The 18,485-nt window shown below is 56.6% G+C and carries 14 protein-coding genes; 5 read left to right on the forward strand and 9 right to left on the reverse strand.

Going from position 1 to position 18,485, the window contains the following annotated elements:
* The first annotated feature begins 68 nt into the window (after positions 1-68).
* From ACP7BS_RS10270 to ACP7BS_RS10285, 4 genes are all read left to right on the forward strand, one after another.
* On the forward strand, positions 69-2,048 hold the full coding sequence (locus ACP7BS_RS10270) for a hypothetical protein (RefSeq protein WP_426237929.1): 1,980 nt from the start codon (positions 69-71) through the stop codon (positions 2,046-2,048).
* Positions 2,049-2,056: 8 nt separating this feature from the next.
* Positions 2,057-4,246, forward strand: a complete 2,190-nt coding sequence (locus ACP7BS_RS10275) for a type I secretion system permease/ATPase (RefSeq protein WP_426237931.1) — start codon at positions 2,057-2,059, stop codon at positions 4,244-4,246.
* Between the two features lie 12 nt (positions 4,247-4,258).
* A complete protein-coding gene (locus tag ACP7BS_RS10280) occupies positions 4,259-5,599 on the forward strand; it encodes an HlyD family type I secretion periplasmic adaptor subunit (RefSeq protein WP_426237933.1) in 1,341 nt (446 codons plus the stop codon).
* Between the two features lie 261 nt (positions 5,600-5,860).
* Positions 5,861-6,505, forward strand: coding sequence for a MarC family protein (locus ACP7BS_RS10285; RefSeq protein WP_426237935.1), 645 nt, complete (start codon positions 5,861-5,863; stop codon positions 6,503-6,505).
* Between the two features lie 314 nt (positions 6,506-6,819).
* Here the strand turns inward: ACP7BS_RS10285 and ACP7BS_RS10290 are convergent, their stop codons facing one another.
* Genes ACP7BS_RS10290 through ACP7BS_RS10330 form a run of 9 tightly spaced genes read right to left on the reverse strand, consistent with a single transcriptional unit; the run spans position 6,820 to position 17,243 of the window.
* A complete protein-coding gene (locus tag ACP7BS_RS10290; protein WP_426237936.1) occupies positions 6,820-7,845 on the reverse strand; it encodes an adenosine kinase in 1,026 nt (341 codons plus the stop codon).
* Between the two features lie 44 nt (positions 7,846-7,889).
* Positions 7,890-9,032: a glycosyltransferase family 9 protein gene (locus ACP7BS_RS10295; RefSeq protein WP_426237938.1), complete on the reverse strand. Its 1,143-nt coding sequence runs from the start codon at positions 9,030-9,032 to the stop codon at positions 7,890-7,892.
* A gap of 2 nt (positions 9,033-9,034) precedes the next feature.
* The gene (gene rfaE2, locus ACP7BS_RS10300; RefSeq protein ID WP_426237940.1) at positions 9,035-10,504 is read right to left on the reverse strand and encodes a D-glycero-beta-D-manno-heptose 1-phosphate adenylyltransferase; all 1,470 of its coding nucleotides are present in this window, start codon (positions 10,502-10,504) and stop codon (positions 9,035-9,037) included.
* Complete coding sequence (locus ACP7BS_RS10305) at positions 10,501-11,694, reverse strand: AGE family epimerase/isomerase (RefSeq protein WP_426230652.1); 1,194 nt, start codon at positions 11,692-11,694, stop codon at positions 10,501-10,503. Before ACP7BS_RS10305 ends, rfaE2 begins: the two co-directional genes overlap by 4 nt.
* Positions 11,691-13,031 (reverse strand): polysaccharide pyruvyl transferase family protein, encoded by a 1,341-nt coding sequence (locus tag ACP7BS_RS10310; protein WP_426237942.1) that lies wholly within the window; start codon positions 13,029-13,031, stop codon positions 11,691-11,693. The genes ACP7BS_RS10305 and ACP7BS_RS10310 overlap by 4 nt, the downstream gene beginning before the upstream one ends.
* The gene (rfaD, locus tag ACP7BS_RS10315; RefSeq protein ID WP_426230767.1) at positions 12,997-13,974 is read right to left on the reverse strand and encodes an ADP-glyceromanno-heptose 6-epimerase; all 978 of its coding nucleotides are present in this window, start codon (positions 13,972-13,974) and stop codon (positions 12,997-12,999) included. Before rfaD ends, ACP7BS_RS10310 begins: the two co-directional genes overlap by 35 nt.
* A 26-nt stretch (positions 13,975-14,000) precedes the next feature.
* Positions 14,001-15,434: a glycosyltransferase family 4 protein gene (locus ACP7BS_RS10320; protein WP_426237944.1), complete on the reverse strand. Its 1,434-nt coding sequence runs from the start codon at positions 15,432-15,434 to the stop codon at positions 14,001-14,003.
* A complete protein-coding gene (locus ACP7BS_RS10325) occupies positions 15,431-16,564 on the reverse strand; it encodes an acyltransferase family protein (protein ID WP_426237946.1) in 1,134 nt (377 codons plus the stop codon). The genes ACP7BS_RS10320 and ACP7BS_RS10325 overlap by 4 nt, the downstream gene beginning before the upstream one ends.
* Positions 16,545-17,243, reverse strand: a complete 699-nt coding sequence (locus ACP7BS_RS10330) for a Crp/Fnr family transcriptional regulator (RefSeq protein ID WP_426237948.1) — start codon at positions 17,241-17,243, stop codon at positions 16,545-16,547. The genes ACP7BS_RS10325 and ACP7BS_RS10330 overlap by 20 nt, the downstream gene beginning before the upstream one ends.
* Before the next feature lie 278 nt (positions 17,244-17,521).
* Here ACP7BS_RS10330 and ACP7BS_RS10335 point away from each other — a divergent pair, with 278 nt between their 5' ends.
* Positions 17,522-18,169, forward strand: coding sequence for a sugar transferase (locus ACP7BS_RS10335; RefSeq protein ID WP_426238075.1), 648 nt, complete (start codon positions 17,522-17,524; stop codon positions 18,167-18,169).
* Positions 18,170-18,485: the final 316 nt, after the last annotated feature.

Here is an 18,485-nt window from a genome sequence, read left to right on the forward strand (position 1 = left end):
GGTCCCCTGCGCAGCCTCTTATTCCGCCAGGCGATCGTTGAAACTGGCAGGGGGGTTGGGCTATGTCGATGTTTGACAAGATCACCGAAGAGATTGCCCATTTCATTGGCGTGTTTCATGTCAGCGTGGAGGAAGCTCGCTTTAGAGAAGCCTATCACGAATTCTCCTTTCATCCTGTTCCGTCCGAACTGGAGCCGCTTCCGGCTATCGTTCCCGATTTCGCCGCACCGTATCAGTTGCTGGGTTACGAGCCGGGATTCGACTACCGTTCCCCCAGGTCTGAGCCTTGGCACGCCTATGCGCGACCGGCAAGATTCCAGGACACGCACCGTCCAAACAACGTAGATGGAAATGACCCTGGCAGCACATGGTACGACTGGCCAAAATATGAAGCCGCCCGCGCACATTGGACGACGAAATTCACGTCCCCGGACCCAGAACCTCCCGGATCAGTCGCCAATTTCATCAACCAGATCGTCATCCTTTCCGACGACGACTATTTCAGTGTTGGGGGCCACAACCTCGACTTTTCGCCAGCCGCCATAGACAATGACCGGCTGCTTGCCAGCGCGGAGTCCGCCCTATCACTATCGCCACTCGGCGACCTGGAGCGCCCTGGGTCCAGCGATGACATTATCACGCTGATCAAGACAAGCGTTCTTGAAATCGAAACTTCAGAATTGGCTTCGGATGAAGCCGTGCAGATTTTCACCAATCAGGAGACGATAGAAGGCGTCTATGTCAACGGCGAATTGGTCGCACAGGCACCCAAGCTTGAAGACTACCATTCATTCGTTGATGACGAAACCGAGGATGATACCGGTTCCAATGCCTGGACGATGGAGAATGGAACAGTCGCGATCAAGGCCTCAGTCGAACTGCAAAGCGGTGGAAACACGCTGGTCAACGAAGCGCTTCTGAAGAATTTCTGGACGGGCGGGACTGTAACCGCCATCGTTGGAGATCATGTAGAGCTAAACGTAATTGTCCAGACCAATGCCTTGTGGGACACCGACGCAATCACATCTTCAATCGGCATCCCAACGAATGCCGAAGCCAACGAACTGTTCAACATCGCGACGTTCGAGCGGTTAGATGTCTCCAAGAACCCCGGCGCCGATCCCGTTGATTTGGACCACTATCCAACATACTGGTCAATCACGGAGATCAAAGGTGACCTGTTGATCGTGAACTGGCTTGAACAGTTCACCTTCATGAGTGACAACGATGTCGGCGTTCTCTCATCGTCCGGAGTAACGACGAGCGTTGTGAGTGGAAACAACATCGGCGTGAACCACGTATCGGTCTTCGAGTTAGGCTTCTCGTACGACCTGATAATCGTTGGTGGCTCGGTTTACGATGCCAACTTCATTCAGCAGACAAACGTGCTGTTCGACAACGATGTGGTTGGCGCAGGCGCTGGTTTCCACACGACCGGAACGGGTGAAGTCTCAACCTCGGCAAACCTGCTCTGGAACCAGGCCCATATTACCAACATTGGAAATCCAGACCGCTTCGAAGACATGCCGCAACATTATCTGGATGCCGTAGCGGGACTTGCGGACGGCGGGAGGGATATTCCAGATGATGTGCGTTCCGATGACGCTTTCGCGGGCCTGAACGGGCTGAGTGTTTTGTACATCCGTGGTGACCTTCTCAACCTTCAATATATTAAGCAGACAAACATTCTTGGCGACAGTGATCAGATTGCCCTCGCAAAGGATGCCGTCGCCCCCAATCTTACTGCGGAATGGTCGATCTCGACGGGCTCCAACGCGCTCGTCAACAGCGCCGCCATCGCAGATCTTGATTCTTTCGGAAAGACATATGTCGGCGGCGACCAATATTCTCTCGAGACACTTTATCATGCCGAACTGATATCGGGGCACGCTGAGTCTGGCAGTCCTCATCCGGATGCGCTGGTTAACGAGGCAGTGCTTTTCCTCGACGATTCCATGCTGGACGCTACCGATACCGCCCACACGCCATACACAGCAGAGCACGATATACACCCGGACGACGGGGTTAACGGCGTGCTCGGACATTAGGGGGATGCATGTTCGATATTCGCAGTCGCCTGACCGTTCCGGTTGGACCGAGGGAGGCGAAGATAGAAAATAAAAGACCGCCCCGGGACGCATACGAAGATATCGAGGCGGCATGTGCGAAACTTGAGCAGGCGGTGGAGGAATGCCTGAAGGCTAGCCTGGGAGACGCCCCAGCCCCCACGGACAGATCTAGCCGCCAAGGCGAAATGAATGGTCAGCAAGTACAACGCCCACACACTATCACCAAAACCTTCACCCCACGTCCGGGCACTATCCGCGCCACGTTGAAAACCGTTGACACCGCGCCGGCTGAGCCGTCGGCACGCGACGTACCGCAAGCCAAGGCGGGCGATGGCATGAAAATCCTGGAGGGTGACCGTGGACCGGTTTTGATCGATCCTCAGTCTTCCGAAAAACCAAATGCGGGTGGAGGCGGGAAGGGAACGGGCAGTGGACGCGGTACGTTCCACAAGCGTCTCGGCCCCATCGATTTCAACGCCAGTCTCAAGGCAGGCGTTAATGCCGTTCGCCACAACCTCATGATTGTCATGTTATTTACGATCGCCAGCAACGTGCTTGTCTTGGCAATCCCGATCTACCTGTTCCAGATTTCAGATCGGGTCCTGACGAGCCGCTCGATTGACACCTTGATCATGCTGACGATCGTCATCGTCAGTGCGATCATACTTCAGTCCATGTTCGACGCCTTGCGGCGTTTCGTACTGATGCGCACTGCCGTAGAGGTTGCCGCTCAACTTGGGGCGCCTATCCTGAGCGCGGCATCGCGCGCTTCGCTACAGGGCAACGGCCGGGAATACCAAGTTCTCGGGGACCTGCAGCAGGTTCGATCGTTCCTCGTTTCCAGAACCCTCCTGTCATTTCTTGATGCTCCCATCGCCCCTGTGTTTCTCCTCGCCGTGTTCCTCATTCATCCGCATCTCGGATTTATCGTCGTGACATCGGCAATCCTGCTTTTGATTCTCACCCAAATAAACCAGCGCCTGACAGCAACTCCCTTCGCGGATGCCAACACAGCCCAAGTGAAAGCCAATCTTCACCTGGACTCGATGACACGCAACTCGCAGATCATCAATGCATTGGCGATGATACCGGAAGCTGTGCAGATATGGGGAAAGGACACTGCCGCCTCCCTGAAAGCGCAGGTTATTGCGCAAGATAGGAATATCGCGATATCGGCGATTTCAAGGGGCACACGACTCTTAACCCAGGTGACGATGCTGGGCTGGGGGGCGTATCTGTCCGTAGAGGGCGAACTGACCGGCGGCATGGTGATCGCCTCATCGATAATCGCCGGCCGTGCACTTGCGCCGATTGAAGGGGCAATAGAGGGATGGAACCAATTCAGCCAGTCGCGTTCGGCCTATGGTCGGATAGCCGCGCTGCTGACGACTTCGCCTTTGAACTTTGAACGCCTCTATCTACCGAAGCCCGAAGGACGCCTTGACGTCGAACGGCTGCTTTACGTGCCGCACGGCACCAAGCGTGTCGTCCTCAACGGCATCTCGTTCGCCCTGCAACCGGGAGATTCCCTCGCCGTCATCGGCAATTCCGGCGCCGGCAAGACAACGCTGGGCAAAATGCTGGTGGGCTCGATATTGCCGACCTCTGGCAATGTGAGGCTGGACCTGATGGATCTGCGCAATTGGGATCAGCGCCAATTCGGTGAGAATATCGGGTACCTGCCGCAGGACGTGCAACTTTTCCCCGGCACGATCAAGGCCAATATCGCCCGGATGAGAACGGACGCCGAGGATGAGCAGGTCTATCGAGCAGCCATGCTGGCTGATGTCCACGAGATGATCGCCAGCCTGCCCCACGGGTATGAAACGGTCGTCGCAGCTGATGGTTCGCCCCTTTCCGGCGGCCAGAAGCAACGTATCGTGCTTGCGCGCGCGTTTTTTGGAGACCCCCATTTCGTGGTGCTGGATGAGCCCAACTCGAATCTGGACAATGCGGGTGACGCGGCACTCGCGCGAGCCCTGGAGCATGCTAAGGAACAGAAGATTACCGTGATCACCATCACGCAACGCCCCTCGCTTCTGAAAAGCGTCGACAAGATATTGTTGTTGGTGAACGGAACGGTGGCGCTGTTTGGAATGCGTATGGACGTTTTGAAAGCCTTGGAGAACCGGGGAATAAATATCGAGACCGGCGTCTTCGGTCATCAATTACAATAGAGGCCGCTCACTATGTCTGACATCGTAAAGGTCCACGATATACAATGGTATTCCGACGTTCCAAGATCGATCTGGAAGCAGACGACGGTCGGGTTGATCCTCTTAGGCGTGTGTTTCGGGGGTTTCGGCGTCTGGGCGTCCACAGCTCCGCTCGCGGCAGCGATCATTGCCCAGGGGAGTTTCGTAGCCACAGGCCAGAACAAGATCCTGCAGCATCTTGAGGGGGGCGTCATCAAGGAGATTCTCGTCAGCGAAGGCGATCAAGTGATCGAAAACCAACCACTTGTCCGGCTTGATGAGACTGCAGCACAGGCAAGAAAGCGGGAGCTGTTTTTGCGGCGCATACGATTGGACGTTACCGCGGCGCGTCTGACGGCACAATTCGAGAACGCCGAAGTTCTAGATATAACCAGCCTGCTGAACGAACATCGCGCCGACCAGGACGTCTGGTCGATCCTCGTCAGCCAGCAACTCAATTTCAAGGCACAGCAGCACAAGCTGTCCAGTGAACTTTCCCTTCTGGAGCAGAACACGAAAGCTCTGCAATTTCGTGAGATAGGATACACAAGGCAGCGTAGCGCGACGATGCGCCAGTTGGACCTGCTCAAGGATGAGCTTGAAAGCAAGAAGGGCCTGATGGCCAAGGGGCTCGTACGTGCAAACGAGGTAAAGGCCATACAAAGGGCAATTGCCGAGGCTGAGGGACAGATCGGCCGCCTTGAGGCGGAGGTAGCGGAAACACAAGCGCAGATGGTTAAGGGCCAACAAGAAGTCCTGCGGGCCGAAGGTGTTTACCAGGAAGAGGCTCTCGAACAACTGCAGTCGATACAAAGTGAACGCGATACTGTACGCGAACAATTGCGTGAGGCTGAAAATGTCCTCAAGCGGGCGACCATTAATGCGCCAGTTTCCGGAACCGTTGTCCGTATCCACTACCACACCACGGGCGGTGTCATCGAAAGTGGCAAGGCAATTCTTGAAATTCTCCCTGCGGGGGTGCCGTTGATCATTGAAGCGCAGATCCCTCGCAATGACATTGACAGCGTGAAGCTGGGTCAGGCCGCCACCTTACGTTTGATCGCACTCAACCAGCGGACAACACCGGTCCTTCAAGGCAAGGTATTCTACATTTCGGCAGACGCCCTGCAGGACAGCAAGGCCGGCATGGCGGTTCACGATGTCTATCTTGCGCGCATCAACATCACGACTAGCGAGATGGCACGGGTCCATGGTTTCTCTCCAACGCCCGGCATGCCCGTGGAAGTGATGATTCAGACGGCTGAGAGAACATTCTTCAGTTACCTCGCAAAGCCGGTAACAGACAGCATGTCCAGGGCCTTCTCCGAACAATGATCGATCTAAGATGCCGGTTGGGCAGATGCGTGGAAACTGTTGGTCACGCGACCGGTTGATCTGAACACGCTAGCGAGCGTATTGGAGCACGCCACGCCCGGCGCGAATGGGAAATTCAAAAAATATAATACGTAACCTCCACTAGATACTCGCATCGTCAGAATTTTTCCGCATACTGACACGGCGCAGAAAGACTTGTGCTGCGCTTTCGGGGAAGATGCCTCCGGCTTTGCACGGGGATGAGAGCGCGGGAACATTGGGATGAATTTCACCGTCATCGATGCTGGATTAATCGCGAAGCTTCTCCTTTTGCTCCTCGTGGGAATGGGGCCAAAGATCGCCCTCGTGCCTTTTCTTGAGATGACCAAGAGTTTCGACGCACCCTCCAAAGCCAAGATTGGCCGCCAGATGGTCCTGACTGCAACCGTTACCGCTCTGATCATCTTCGCGACTGGCGCATTGCTAATGCGGCTGCTCCACATAACGGGCGGAGCGGTCGCAATTGCCGGTGGTATTGTTCTCGGCCTCCTTGCACTGAAAATGGCAGCTGGTCCGGCGGAGAAACATGACGAACTTGGGTTGCCTATCGATCCGGAGAAGATTGCTGTCTTTCCGCTTGCCGTTCCCTACCTTCTCAACCCCGTCGGCATCACGGTGTTGATCATTGCCTCCGGCGAGGTCATTTCCGTCGCCAGCGCAGCAACTGTTCTGGTCTTGATCCTGTTGGTCGCGGCACTGGACTACTTGATCTTCACCAATATCGAGGTGCTCGCAAAACGGATGAAGCCCGCAAGCCTCATCATCTCGGAGGTGGTCTTCGGCCTACTTCTCACGGCCGTTGCGGTCCAGCTCTTCGTGAGCGGGCTTGGTCAGCTCGGGATCATCTCGGCGACCGCTCCGCATTAATCCGTTCGGCAGAGAAACGGCACTTCTCAGTGGCACACGGCCGTTCCCATAGGCCAGCCACTATTACCGTAGGACGGAGGGTCGAACACGGAAACGGATGTGATCGTTCCTGGCGGCGCACCCGCGGCGCTAAATGAAGAAGGCCTAAAAAGGGCAAATTTTCAGTTGTTTTCTGGAATTGCTGTATTGGTGGGTCTACGATGAAACATTCATTTGTAGCGTAGCCCGGTTCTTCCCGAAAAGACCAACGGCGTCTTACCGGTTCTAAACCTTCATTGGCGCATGAGTTTGGTGCGCCTTGGCTCAAAAAGGATTCACAGTGCCAGCCGCAACGGCGTTTCAAAGAAGCCTTGCTGTCTCACATATGTCGCGAGATTGGCTTCCGGCCTCGCGCCGATATGAGTAATAACCTCGGAGGCGGACGAGCAGCCGAGCCTGAGTGCCTTGGCGGGGGTGAGACCATTACTGATTCCGAGGAGAAAGCCGGAGGCGAAGAGGTCGCCGGCTCCCGTAACATCGACGACTTTATCGACCGGGTAGGCAGACATGCTGATTTCCTCGTTGCGGCAGACGGCCATGGCGCCGTCCTCCCCCATGGTAACTGCCGCCAGCGAAACGTCGTTCTTCAAGAGCCGAACAGCCTCCCTCAGGTCGCCTGTTTGATAGAGCGACAATAACTCGTGGATGTTCGCTATAAGAATATCCACGGTACCGGACCGGATCAACTCCAGGAATTCCCTGCGATAACGGGAGACGCAAAAGGGATCTGAGAGGGTGAAGGCGACGGTTTTGCCGTGTTTATGGGCGTGACGCGCCGCGGTAAGAAAGGCTTGTTTCGCCTTCGGCGGATCCCAGAGAAAGCCCTCCATAAAAGTGATAGAAGCTGCCGCGATATCCTGTTCATCAATATCGGCCTCGGTCAGCTGATGGCACGCGCCGAGATAGGTATTCATGGTGCGTTCGCCATCCGGCGTCACCAGGATCATAGAGCGGGCGGTCGCCTCGCCGTTCGCAAGCCGTCTAGTGTTGTAATAGACGCCAGCGGCGGTCAGGTCATCCGCAAAGAAATCGCCGAGTGCGTCATCATTAACCTTGCCAATGAAGCAGGCATTCCCACCTAGCGATGCGATACCGGCTGCAGTGTTGGCGGCACTGCCGCCTGAAATTTGTCTCTTCTGGATCGGCATTTTCCGGTAGAGGCTTTCTGCCCGAGCCTCGTCAATCAAGTGCATCACGCCTTTTTGTATTACTTCCTGATCGAGGAAGCCGGGCAGGACGGGTGCAATAATATCGACGATGGCATTACCGATCGTGAGCACGTCATAACGAGTTACAGTCATTGTGGCTCCTTTGGCATCGATAAGAACGGCTCCTGAATAAGCCTTTATGTCACTCCCGGACATACGCCAGGCAGGACCGGTTCGAGACGACCTTCCTTCCAAGTCTTATGCTCGCAGAGGACTGGCAGAACGACGTCGGGTGCCAGCGCTTTCATGATATCCATGCCGCTAGGATGTGTTTCGGTCCCGTAAACGATGAAGCCAGCATCCGGATGAGGGGAATCGAAGCTGTACCCGCGTGCGGAACGGGCCCCCCATCGCCAGGAGCGCGTCGGCCCATGCAGACCGAAAACCCGGGCATCGACCGCACCTGCGAGATGAAGCACGCTCGTATCGACACTGACGACGGCATAAGCCCTGCGCAGGAGATCCCCCAGTTCGCTCAAGGGGATCTTGCCGCAAAGCGAGATGGTCGATGCGGCATAAAGGCCGAGTTGCGCCGACAGTTCGTCGACGGTCCTTTGATCCGCATCGACACCAGTAAAGGCCGGCGCATATCCGAGATCGATCAGTTTGCGACATAGAGCCGCCCAGTAGTCCAGTGGCCAAGCCTTTTCCGCTGCCCTTGTGCCACCGGCAGAGAGTTGGCAGACCACGAGCCGCTCAAGCGGCAGTTCACGAGCCAGCGCACACTCCGTGCTGCGAAGCTCCATTCGATATTTGCCTATCGCGCCAAAGACGCGTGCCATGGCGGCAAGATTTTCCAGCTCATGCCGTTCGCCCCGGTGGGGCACCGCGACGTCGAAGAGCCCGCCCCGCACAGAGCCTTCCGGCGCGAACCCAACTGTGCAGGTCGCACTCAGCCGAGCGAGAATAGCCGTCAGATTTGGCCAAGGGGTCAGATCGATCACGAGATCGAGGCGGGCCGTTCGCAACATACGCAGGGCGCGGTGCGGCCGCGAGAAATCGCAACGGATAGCGGTCAGCGGCGCCGCAATCATACCCACCGCGGGCGCGTTGTTTTCGCCATGGAAGATAAAAAGGGTTGCTTCCGGATAGCGGTCCGCGATCGCTGTGACCGCACCGGAGGCAATCAGCGTGTCACCAATCGCAGATGGCTGGATGATGCCGATGCGGCTGGGTGACACCGGCAGTGATCGATGCCGGTTTGCCGTTGCCAACACCCTGGCTGCGGCTGCAAGCAGCGACCGATCGAGCCATCGCATCCAACCGTTAGAGCGGGCCATGGTCAGTGTACCGCTTCGTTATGCGGCATGCGTGCGGCCTGAGCCCGCGCGATGACGCCCGTGGTGGATTGATCCGCCTCAAGATCCACAAGCACCACTTTCCCACCATAGGCGCGGACGAATGCGCCACCAACAACGCTGTCGACGGTATAGTCGGCCCCTTTCAAGATGACGTCCGGACGCAAGACCTGGATGAGTTCCATGGGCGTGTCGTCGTCGAAGAGCATGACCATATCGACGGTATCGAGCGCCGCGATCACGACGGCCCGCGATCCTTCAGCCTGTATCGGCCGCTCTGGCCCTTTCAGGCGACGAACCGAAGCGTCCGTATTGAGCCCAACCACAAGCCGGTCGCACTGCGACTTGGCGGCCTTCAGGAGCTTCACATGGCCTGGGTGCAGAATATCGAAGCACCCGTTCGTGAAGCCGACGGTGAGCCCCTCCCGCCGCCACGCCTCGCGGCGAGCATAGGCCAGTGCGAGCGTCCCAAGCTTCTTGTCTCGCCTCGAGGGTTCAGCTTCGATAAGGAGCGCTCCGGCCAGTTCCTCCGCCGTCACCATCGCCGTTCCGCTCTTGGTAACAGCAACCGAGGCCGCGATATTGGCAATAGTCATCGCCTTCGGCATACTTTCACCTGCCGCGAGTGCGAGCGAGAATGCCGCCACGACCGTGTCGCCTGCACCGGATACATCGCGCACGAGTTGCGCGCGCGCCGGCTCATGAACGGGTGACTTGCCCGGCCTGAAAAGCGATATACCCTGCTCGGAACGCGTCAGCAGGATCGGCGCGGCGAACTGTTCCAGCGCGGTGGCGATGCCTGCAGCAATGCCTTCCTCGCTGTCTGCCTCTCTACCGCTTGCAGCGGCAAGCTCCTTACGGTTCGGCGTCAACACCGAGCAGCCTTTGTAATATGAGAAATCGGGCTGCTTCGGATCGGCAATGACGGGAATGCCCCATTGCTCGGCCACTTCGATCACAGTCTTGACGACCTTTGGGGTTATAACGCCTTTCGCATAATCGGAAATAACCATGGCGGAGCACTCTGCAGCAGCCTTTCGTATTTCTGTAATAATGCCCTGTTCCGCCTCATCGCTGATAATCAGGCTCTCACGATCGGCGCGCAACAAGTGCCTGTCCTGCGCGAGGAACCGTGTTTTCTCGATCGTGTTGAAGCCCGGTTGGCAGTAGAGCCGCGCATCGACCCGCGGGTTTCGGTTGAGATTCATCTCCTTCAGCATTGCGCCCGCCGGATCGCAGCCAACCAGGCCCAGTAGGATGGCGGCCCCCCCGAGCGAGGCGATGTTAGCGGCGACGTTGCCGGCGCCGCCAATTGCCCAATGCTCGTCTTGAATTTGCAATACCAAAGCAGGGGCTTCCGGCGAGACACGCTGGACCGATCCACGAACATAGTGGTCGAGCATGATGTCTCCAACGACAAGAATGCGGCAGCTGAGAAAATTGTCTACAATCATTGCAGCGCTCCATGACTTGTTCTGTCCCCAGCCCAGAGTCGCTCAAGGCGAATGAGCTCGGCGGTTGCTAAGAAAATATGGTAAAGGGTGCTTGCAGGAATAGCCGAAACACACGGCCGGCCAGCTCCATCGAGGTGGTCGATCCAGCATCCGCGCGGCGCAATACCGAGATACTTCTCCAAGAGTACGCTCAGCACTGTCGTGACACAGTCTCGGTCGAAGTCACCGTCGAATTCCGCGCGGGCCAGAAGCGCTTTCAGCCTCTCCGTCTGCGGCCACGACCGGTGGCGGCTTGACTGCACTGTACCGTCGCTCAACAGCTCGTCATGAATGAGACCGGTCTTTGTATCGACCCCATGGCATTGAGCAAAGGCAAACAGCCTCTCAGCGGCTTCACGGCCGGGATAACCCGTCCATTGCTCGGCATGGCGAAGAAGCCAATACCATTCAAAATGGTGTCCCGGCTCGACGATATGGCCATAATCGCCACCGATGCGGCGCCATTGGTCGTCGTAATACTCGGCTATCGTTCCAGTCGTGTAATCAAACAGCCGATCTTCAAAAAGGCTGAAGATTTGCTTCAAACGCCGCGTGACGCCGGCGGTTGGATGAACGGTCTGCAGCGCCAAGAGCGCTTCAAGCATGTGCATGTGCGGATTCTGCAAAAGCCTGCCTTCACCTGCTGGCCCGCTGCTCCATCCCTGTCCGTCAACGCGGCCGAAATGGTCGTCAATTGCTTCCAGGGTCAGGTCAATCCAGGGAATAAGATCATTCCTACCCGTTGCCCTCGTCCACCAGGCGAAAGCCAGAAGAACGAAGGCCTGATCGTAGAGATCGAGATCCGCGTTGACGATCCCGCCTCCCTCCCCCATCGACGTGACCCAACCTCCGCCGGGCCGCCAAGCATTCGCGCGCAGGAAATCGAGCCCGTTATTGGCAGTTCGAAGGCCCGGCTCGAAGCCGAGCGTGTAGGCGTGGCTGAAAACATAGATTTGACGGGCGTGAACGCGGGTGCGCTTGAAGCCGACGGATTTGGGCTTGCCGTCCAGATCCAGGGCCTCAACGAAGCCCCGATTGCCATCGACCCCCGTCGTGCTCCAAAAAGGCAAAGCATCCCGGAAGACCCACTCTCTCATACGGTTACAAAGTCCGGCAAGATTGGGGCGTCGTTCCAGTGCCACAACGTTCATGATGCGGCCTCCAATACTTCAAGGAGTTGCGTCACGCCTTCCCACGCTTCCGAGAGCGCCTGCTTGTGTTCAACACGCGAAATGGGCGTTAAATGTGCGCGACAGGCGAGTTCAACGGCTGCGGCGGCTTTTGTCCGGGCGACCTCGCAGAGAAACTCGTCGCGGTTCACGGATGTCATGAACGACCGCAATTTGCGGTCCCAGGCAAGGCCTACGGCCGGAACGCCGAACGAATAGGCCGCGATGACCGCATGCATGCGATAGGCGACAAGCACATCAAGGCTCGAAATAATCGCGCAGAGTTCGCTCGGCGTGTCCTGGACTGGGAACGAAATCGCGTCTCCTGCAATGGCCTGCAACCGAGGTCGGAGTTTGGCGAGATAAACAACGTCTTCGGGGCTTCCATTGGTGAAGGCAACAGCGTGGTAGCCCTTCTCGACCAAGCCGCCTACCAAATCCACGTACCAATTCTCAAGATAAGCGGGGTCCGGCGCATTGTCGGCATGATATCGGATCGCTATGTGGCTCATAACTCCCACACCGGCAACCGGACGTTCGCTGGCGAATAGGCGGGATGGCGAGATGAAGTCGGATGCAAGCAGACCCGGATCGCGCACCACAATGGCCTTGAACCCACTTGCCTCGCCCAGCTTCTCATCCCAAAGGATCTTGGAATCGTGATCGCGAACAAAGACGCCGCGTAGGAATGGGCTCGCAAAGGCCTTTTTCATCATTCCGGTTCCCCTTGCGGTCCAGTCCGGGGTTACTCCGGATGCATAAACGACGAACGGCAATTGCAGCCGCTCCGCTTCCCGGATTGCCAGCGTTAGCTTGGTGGGGAAATTTAGATCGATGTCAGAAATGAGATTGCCGCCGCCGATCGCGATTGCATTGGCGCCCTCGACGCAGGTTGCATAATGGGGATGCCATTTGCGATATGCTTGGATCGCCAAAGGGATGCGGATGACATGGCGTCTTAACCATTTCGGCATTCTGTCAAGCGCAGACATGATCTGAAGGCGCCCTGTCAGGCCATCGCCATAGGCCTGCCTGCCCGCGAGGTCGATTGACCAGGTATCCTCGCTTGCTCCGAGCGCAATCAGAGCCTTTTCCAAGCACTCCGACAGCAGGCCATCGCCGAGATTGGGACTGAATTTGACATTGAAAAGCCGGATGCGAAGCGGTGCGGGTTTCAAAGTGCCGGTTCCGGTCCATTCCACAGGCAATGCCATCGCCGGACGAGCCAATACCATTGGCGCGCTGCCATCCGGCAGTGAGGCGGGGCGCACAGGTATGGCGCTGCTATTGGTCTGGATGCTTTGAAAGCCAGTCGACATAACGTGTCACTCCCTCTTCCAGGGTCTGAAAATTGGGGGCTAGGCCATTGGCCACGAGTCTCGTCGTGTCCGCCTGGGTGAAGTATTGATAGCGACCGCGCAACCGCTCCGGCATGTCCATATATTCGATCCGCGGAGACGCGCCGACGGCATCGAAGACCGCGATCGCGAGGTCGCGAAATGAGCGTGCCTGACCGGTTCCGACATTGAAAATGCCGCCGACGGCTTGCGCCTCGAGGACACGGAGCACCACATGCACACAGTCATCCACGGATACGAAGTCACGCATCTGTCCACCGTCGGGATAGTGTTCATCTTGCGATTTGAAGAGATAGACGGGGGAACCCGCCGCCACCCTCGGCCAGATCTGGTGAACCACTGACCGCATATCGAGCTTATGGCTCTCGCGTGGTCCGTAGACGTTAAAGAACTTCAGACCAGCCCAACGTTGCGGAGCCGCATCACCACGGTAGACATCCGCAGAGATACGCCGGTCGACAAAATGCTTGCTCCAGCCGTAGGGATTGAGAGGCGCCAGCCTCGCCAGCCCGCCCTCCGTATCGTCGTCGCTGAACCCGTGCGACCCATCGCCATATGTCGCGGCCGAGGAGGCATAAACGAAAGCGACGTCGCTGTGCCGGCAATGATCCCACAGATCGAGCGACAGACGAACATTGTTGCTGATAATGCGATCAACGTCGCGCTCAGTGGTCGCGGAAATCGCTCCCATGTGGACGATGGCATCCAGCGGTCGGCAGTTGTTGCGAAGCCAGGTCATCAAATCTTCCGGCCGGATGATGTCATCCAGCCTGAGGTCAGCAACATTGAGCCAGCGGTTGTCACTGCCAAACCAGTCGCACGCAATGACAGAGGCGCCTTTGCGGATGAGCGCATGCGCGATATTGGAGCCGATGAACCCAGCAGCCCCCGTCACCACGATCAACTTGCCGGTCAATCCCCCTGACATTGTTACGCCCCCGCGATCAAATGGGTGTAATGCTCTACGAGTGCGTCGCGCCACTCTTCCGGAGAGGTCGATAGCTTCGCCGCTCGATGAAAGGCCCTCTCGCTCATAGCTTGGATGTCATCCCTGGACATCTCAGCAAGATGCTGCAACGTTTCGGCAAAAACAGATGCGTTGGACGTGTCGCAAGCCAGGGCAATTCCGGTCGAGACCATCTCATCGGCAAGATAGGCTTTGTTGGAGAGCAAAACGGGAATACCGCTTTGCGAGGCTTCGACCGCAACCAGCCCGAAAGGCTCGGGATATCGTGTCGGCATAAGCAAGGCTCTGGCGCTGCGAACGCGTTCGGCAATTTGAGCGTGGCTTTGCCAGCCCATCAGCCGAACACCCTTGGAATGCCGGGAAAGTCTCTCTTTGAGGGGACCGTCCCCGATGATCGTCAACGGCACGCCCGCGGCGGCGGCGGCATCGACGGCTTCCTCAACGCCTTTCTCAGGCTCCAATCGACCAACAAAGAAGAAGTCCGAGTTATCCTCGGCGCGAACACGCTCGCTGCGATAGGGAACGACCGGATTGCGCAGCGTATGCAGCCTGTCAGGCGCATAGCCGGACCGCTCGAAGGCGGACGCCATCTTTTCGTGCAGTAGAAGCACACGCCTTGCGGATGTCCCTTTGCGAAGTAGGAGCGAACGCAGCCTGGCCGAACGGGCAGAGCGCCAGATTTTCTGCGCGTAACTCCGCTTGTCGCAGTTACAGGCCGCGCAAGTGAAACTGAGTGGTGTGCGCGCACAGGCCGTTTGACGCTGATAGTCATAAAATGCGCCATTTGGGCACGCCAGAAAGAAATCATGGGCGTGGAGAATGCTCCGGTGCGAAACGGGCGCGAGCGCAGCGAAAATCGCTGGCGACAGGATTTTTGACCAGCCATGAACGTGATAGACCGTACCTGCCGTATCATTGGCGGCGATCCACCCTTTGAGCATCCTCTTGGCGCTGCAGTTGTGGATGCCCCTCGCCATCGTGCGGCCTGGGGAGCCAGTCAAAATATGCTCGCCGCAGAGCGGTACGATCTCGACGCCGAGCGCAGCAAGTTCCGGATTTACTCCGTCGTCTCCGCAAATATAAGTTACCGGGATACTTAGCTGGCGGAACAGCTTCACCGACAATAGTGCAAGCCCCGTCCCGCCACCTCTCGCGACCGCGAGATCGTTTATAACCACCAAACGATCGATGGCGTGGAAACCTTCGTGCTTGCGGAAAATGTCTCCTTCGATGCTTCGCCCGCTCACCCCGCCGGATTTTTGAAGCGCCGGGATGGTGGAAGTAGCTCCTGCACTGCGGGCTTGGCGTAAAAACGGAGCATCAGTCACCCCGTGCGCAGGGTTTGTATCTGAAGATGCAAGACTGGTGGCAGGAATATCCCGCAAGCGCGTGATCATGGCAGCCTCGCAAATGATTGAGCGCGATGCTCGCTAGCAAAGCCTGCAATTGCTGCCAGACCCATATTATCCAGTAATTTGAGAGCGAGCAGCGCCCCAAAAATTCCTATTACCGTTCCCGACAGGAGGTGGAGTGCTGCTCCCTCCACGCCCAAGTGGCTGAGCGCCATCCGTGTACCGCTGACGAAAGGTACATGCATGCAGAAAATCGCAAGAGTCTCCTTCGATATAGAGAGGACCGAAGCCGGCGCGGAGAATTCCCAGATGCTCAAAGCGAGGTAACAGGTAGCGAGAATCACCCCGCTAGCGCTCAAGGCAGCAATCGTCCCAATCGGAGAATGATAGGAAAGCTGAAATCTGATCAGAGCTGTGGCAGCAGCGAAGAAACATGCAGCCATGAAAACGATGGCAGTGGCAATGTACTTTCCGGAAATTGCTTTTTTGGCAACCTTTCGGCTTCCGTCTTCCGGTACGGCTCGGGCAAGGTAAATCCCGAGTGCAAAGTAAAATTGATGTTCCGCAAACCGGATAAAATGCAGCCCCATCCCGGCCTGTCGGTCGCTCAGGAACAGCAGATAGGCCAAATGAAGCGCTATCGACCAAAATAGCAGCTGACGAACCGTGCAGAGGCGGTTTTCAATGGCAAGGCCTGAGACCGCCATGCATAAAAGCAACGTATACAAAAACCAGAAGATACTGACTGGTTGCAACGGCAGTAACAAAAGGCTGGAGAAAGCGTCGGCTGGGCTGACCGGAGCGTTGGCGAGATTGGCCGCGAGAACGATAAGGACAAGCAACACAACGGACCAGATCAGACATGGACGCAGAAGCCGCATTGTGCGGGCTTTCCAAGTCTGGACAAACGGCCGCCGCCTAGTCGACTGCGCAAAGAGCAATCCCGAGATCAAGAAAAATAGCGGAATGTGGAAACTGTAAACCACCAGATCGAAATCTTGCGCTGCGTCACTTGTCATGATGCCCGCAGCGACCAGGCCACGCTCGGTGTGGCCGGTCACAACCAGCACCAGGGCAACGGCGCGTGCGACGTCGATCCAGGCCTGCCGCGGTGCGCGTGCGAATGCGGCGCTTGCGCCGTCGATTTCCGTCCGGTCAGCAGATCGCGTATTCATAGAGAGCTCGCGGGTTTGTGATGGTGATCGCACCTGGCGAAAGATCGACTATCCGGCTGCGCTCCCACTCCCTCAGGCACCTGTTGACCTTTTCGCGTGATGCCGGGAGCATTGACGCCAATTCGTGCTGCGAGATATTGATTGTCGCAGCCATATGGCCGCATGGGCTTTCGGCTGAATAGAGCCTGAGCAAGGCGTTTGCCAGACGAGATGGGATGCTGACCGACGCCAAGCAGACCAGGCGATCTTCGAGGTCCTTGACCCGCTCCACCACGTAGTAGAGGACGTTCGCGCTGACTTGCGGATCCGATGCGATCGCCTCTCTGAGAATCTTTGCGTCAAGCGCCCAAATTTCGCAGGCCGTAAGCGCGTGAGCTTCAAAGGAAGGCTTGGTGCGTCGCAACACGTCGATCTCACCAAACACGCTGCCCGGGGCTGGGGTATCAACCACGAATTCCCGGCCATCCATGAGGTATGTTAGAATTTTAACGACACCACTATGTATTACTAATATATAATTTGCTGACTTCTCGCCTTGCGAGATGATGTCGCCTTTATCATAAAATTTAACGGTCTTTGTTTTCAGAAGCCTTCCGGCAAGATCTTTACCGAGAATGGAAAGATATTCGCCCCTTTTACTTCTATAGTATCCATCGATACTTCGGTCTGCATTTAACATAGCAAACTCCTAAAATATATTCAGCTGAATCAGGGTGCTGCCGCCCGGTATCTCCTCCTTTTTTTATTTTTTGCATTGCAGTAATTTTTTCCACTATGCCGAAAAAATGCGGACCTGCCTATGACCATGGTCACAGACAGTTTCGCCAAAATATCGTTTCCTAGATTTAAACGTGATCAGTTATTTTTTAAAATAGGGGGTTTCGAGTGAATAAATATCTCCGGAAAATTCCCACGCTTGAACCAAGAACAAGTGTTTTTAATGTTAGAAAATCAAGGATATCTGCGGCTGATAGTTTATCATCGTCCTTTGCTCCGAATGGAGTATACAAGCGGACTCTCGATGTCATGGCGTCGCTCATCGCGATTGTTCTGTTGTCGCCAGTACTCGCGTCGGTTGCCATAATGGTAAAAATTTGTGATGGCGGTCCGATACTCTTTCGGCACCGGCGCATCGGATACGGCGGAAAAACGTTCGAGTGTCTGAAATTCAGGACGATGAAAACCGATGCCGAGCTGCGTCTACAGGAGTGGCTTCTCAATAATCCCGTTGCGGCAGAAGAATGGAGCGCAACGCAAAAATTGAAGTATGACCCAAGGCTCACACCGATCGGTAAATCTCTGCGTCGGTCCAGCCTCGATGAACTACCTCAGCTTTTCAATATTTTTCGCGGCGATATGAGTCTAGTCGGCCCCCGGCCTGTCGTGGCCGAAGAGGTGCCCCGCTACGGCCGGGATATTGCCCACTATTACTCCGTGAGGCCTGGGTTAACCGGCGCTTGGCAAGTCAATGGCAGAAACGATGTGTCCTATGCGGAGCGTGTGCGGCTGGATACCGAGTACTGCACGACGTGGTCGTTTACAAAAGACCTGACAATCATGCTGAAAACAGTTCCGGTCTTGTTTTCCGGACGGGGTTCTTACTGAGCGTTCATTTTCATTGAGCGCCGGAGCCCCATGGGCATCCGGCCAAACGACAGGCCAAACAATGATCGTAGAGCCCATTGGTATACTTCTCGCTATCGCCGGCATCTACACGATGGCGGCTGGCCTGACGGCTGGAATGTACTTTCTCTGCATCTGCACGCTCCTTGGGGCAGCAGCGGCCTTGATCCTTCCTGCTCTGGGCGGCGCCAACATCCAGCCCTCGCACTTTGCCCTGCTCTTTCTGACCGCCGCTGTCGCCTTGCGTGCAAAGACGCTTTCGGCAGCACTGTCTTCTTTAAGCTATCCAGGCCCCGGG

It is taken from the genome of Pararhizobium sp. DWP1-1-3 (assembly GCF_049896125.1).
In the GTDB taxonomy this organism is placed as follows: domain Bacteria; phylum Pseudomonadota; class Alphaproteobacteria; order Rhizobiales; family Rhizobiaceae; genus Pararhizobium.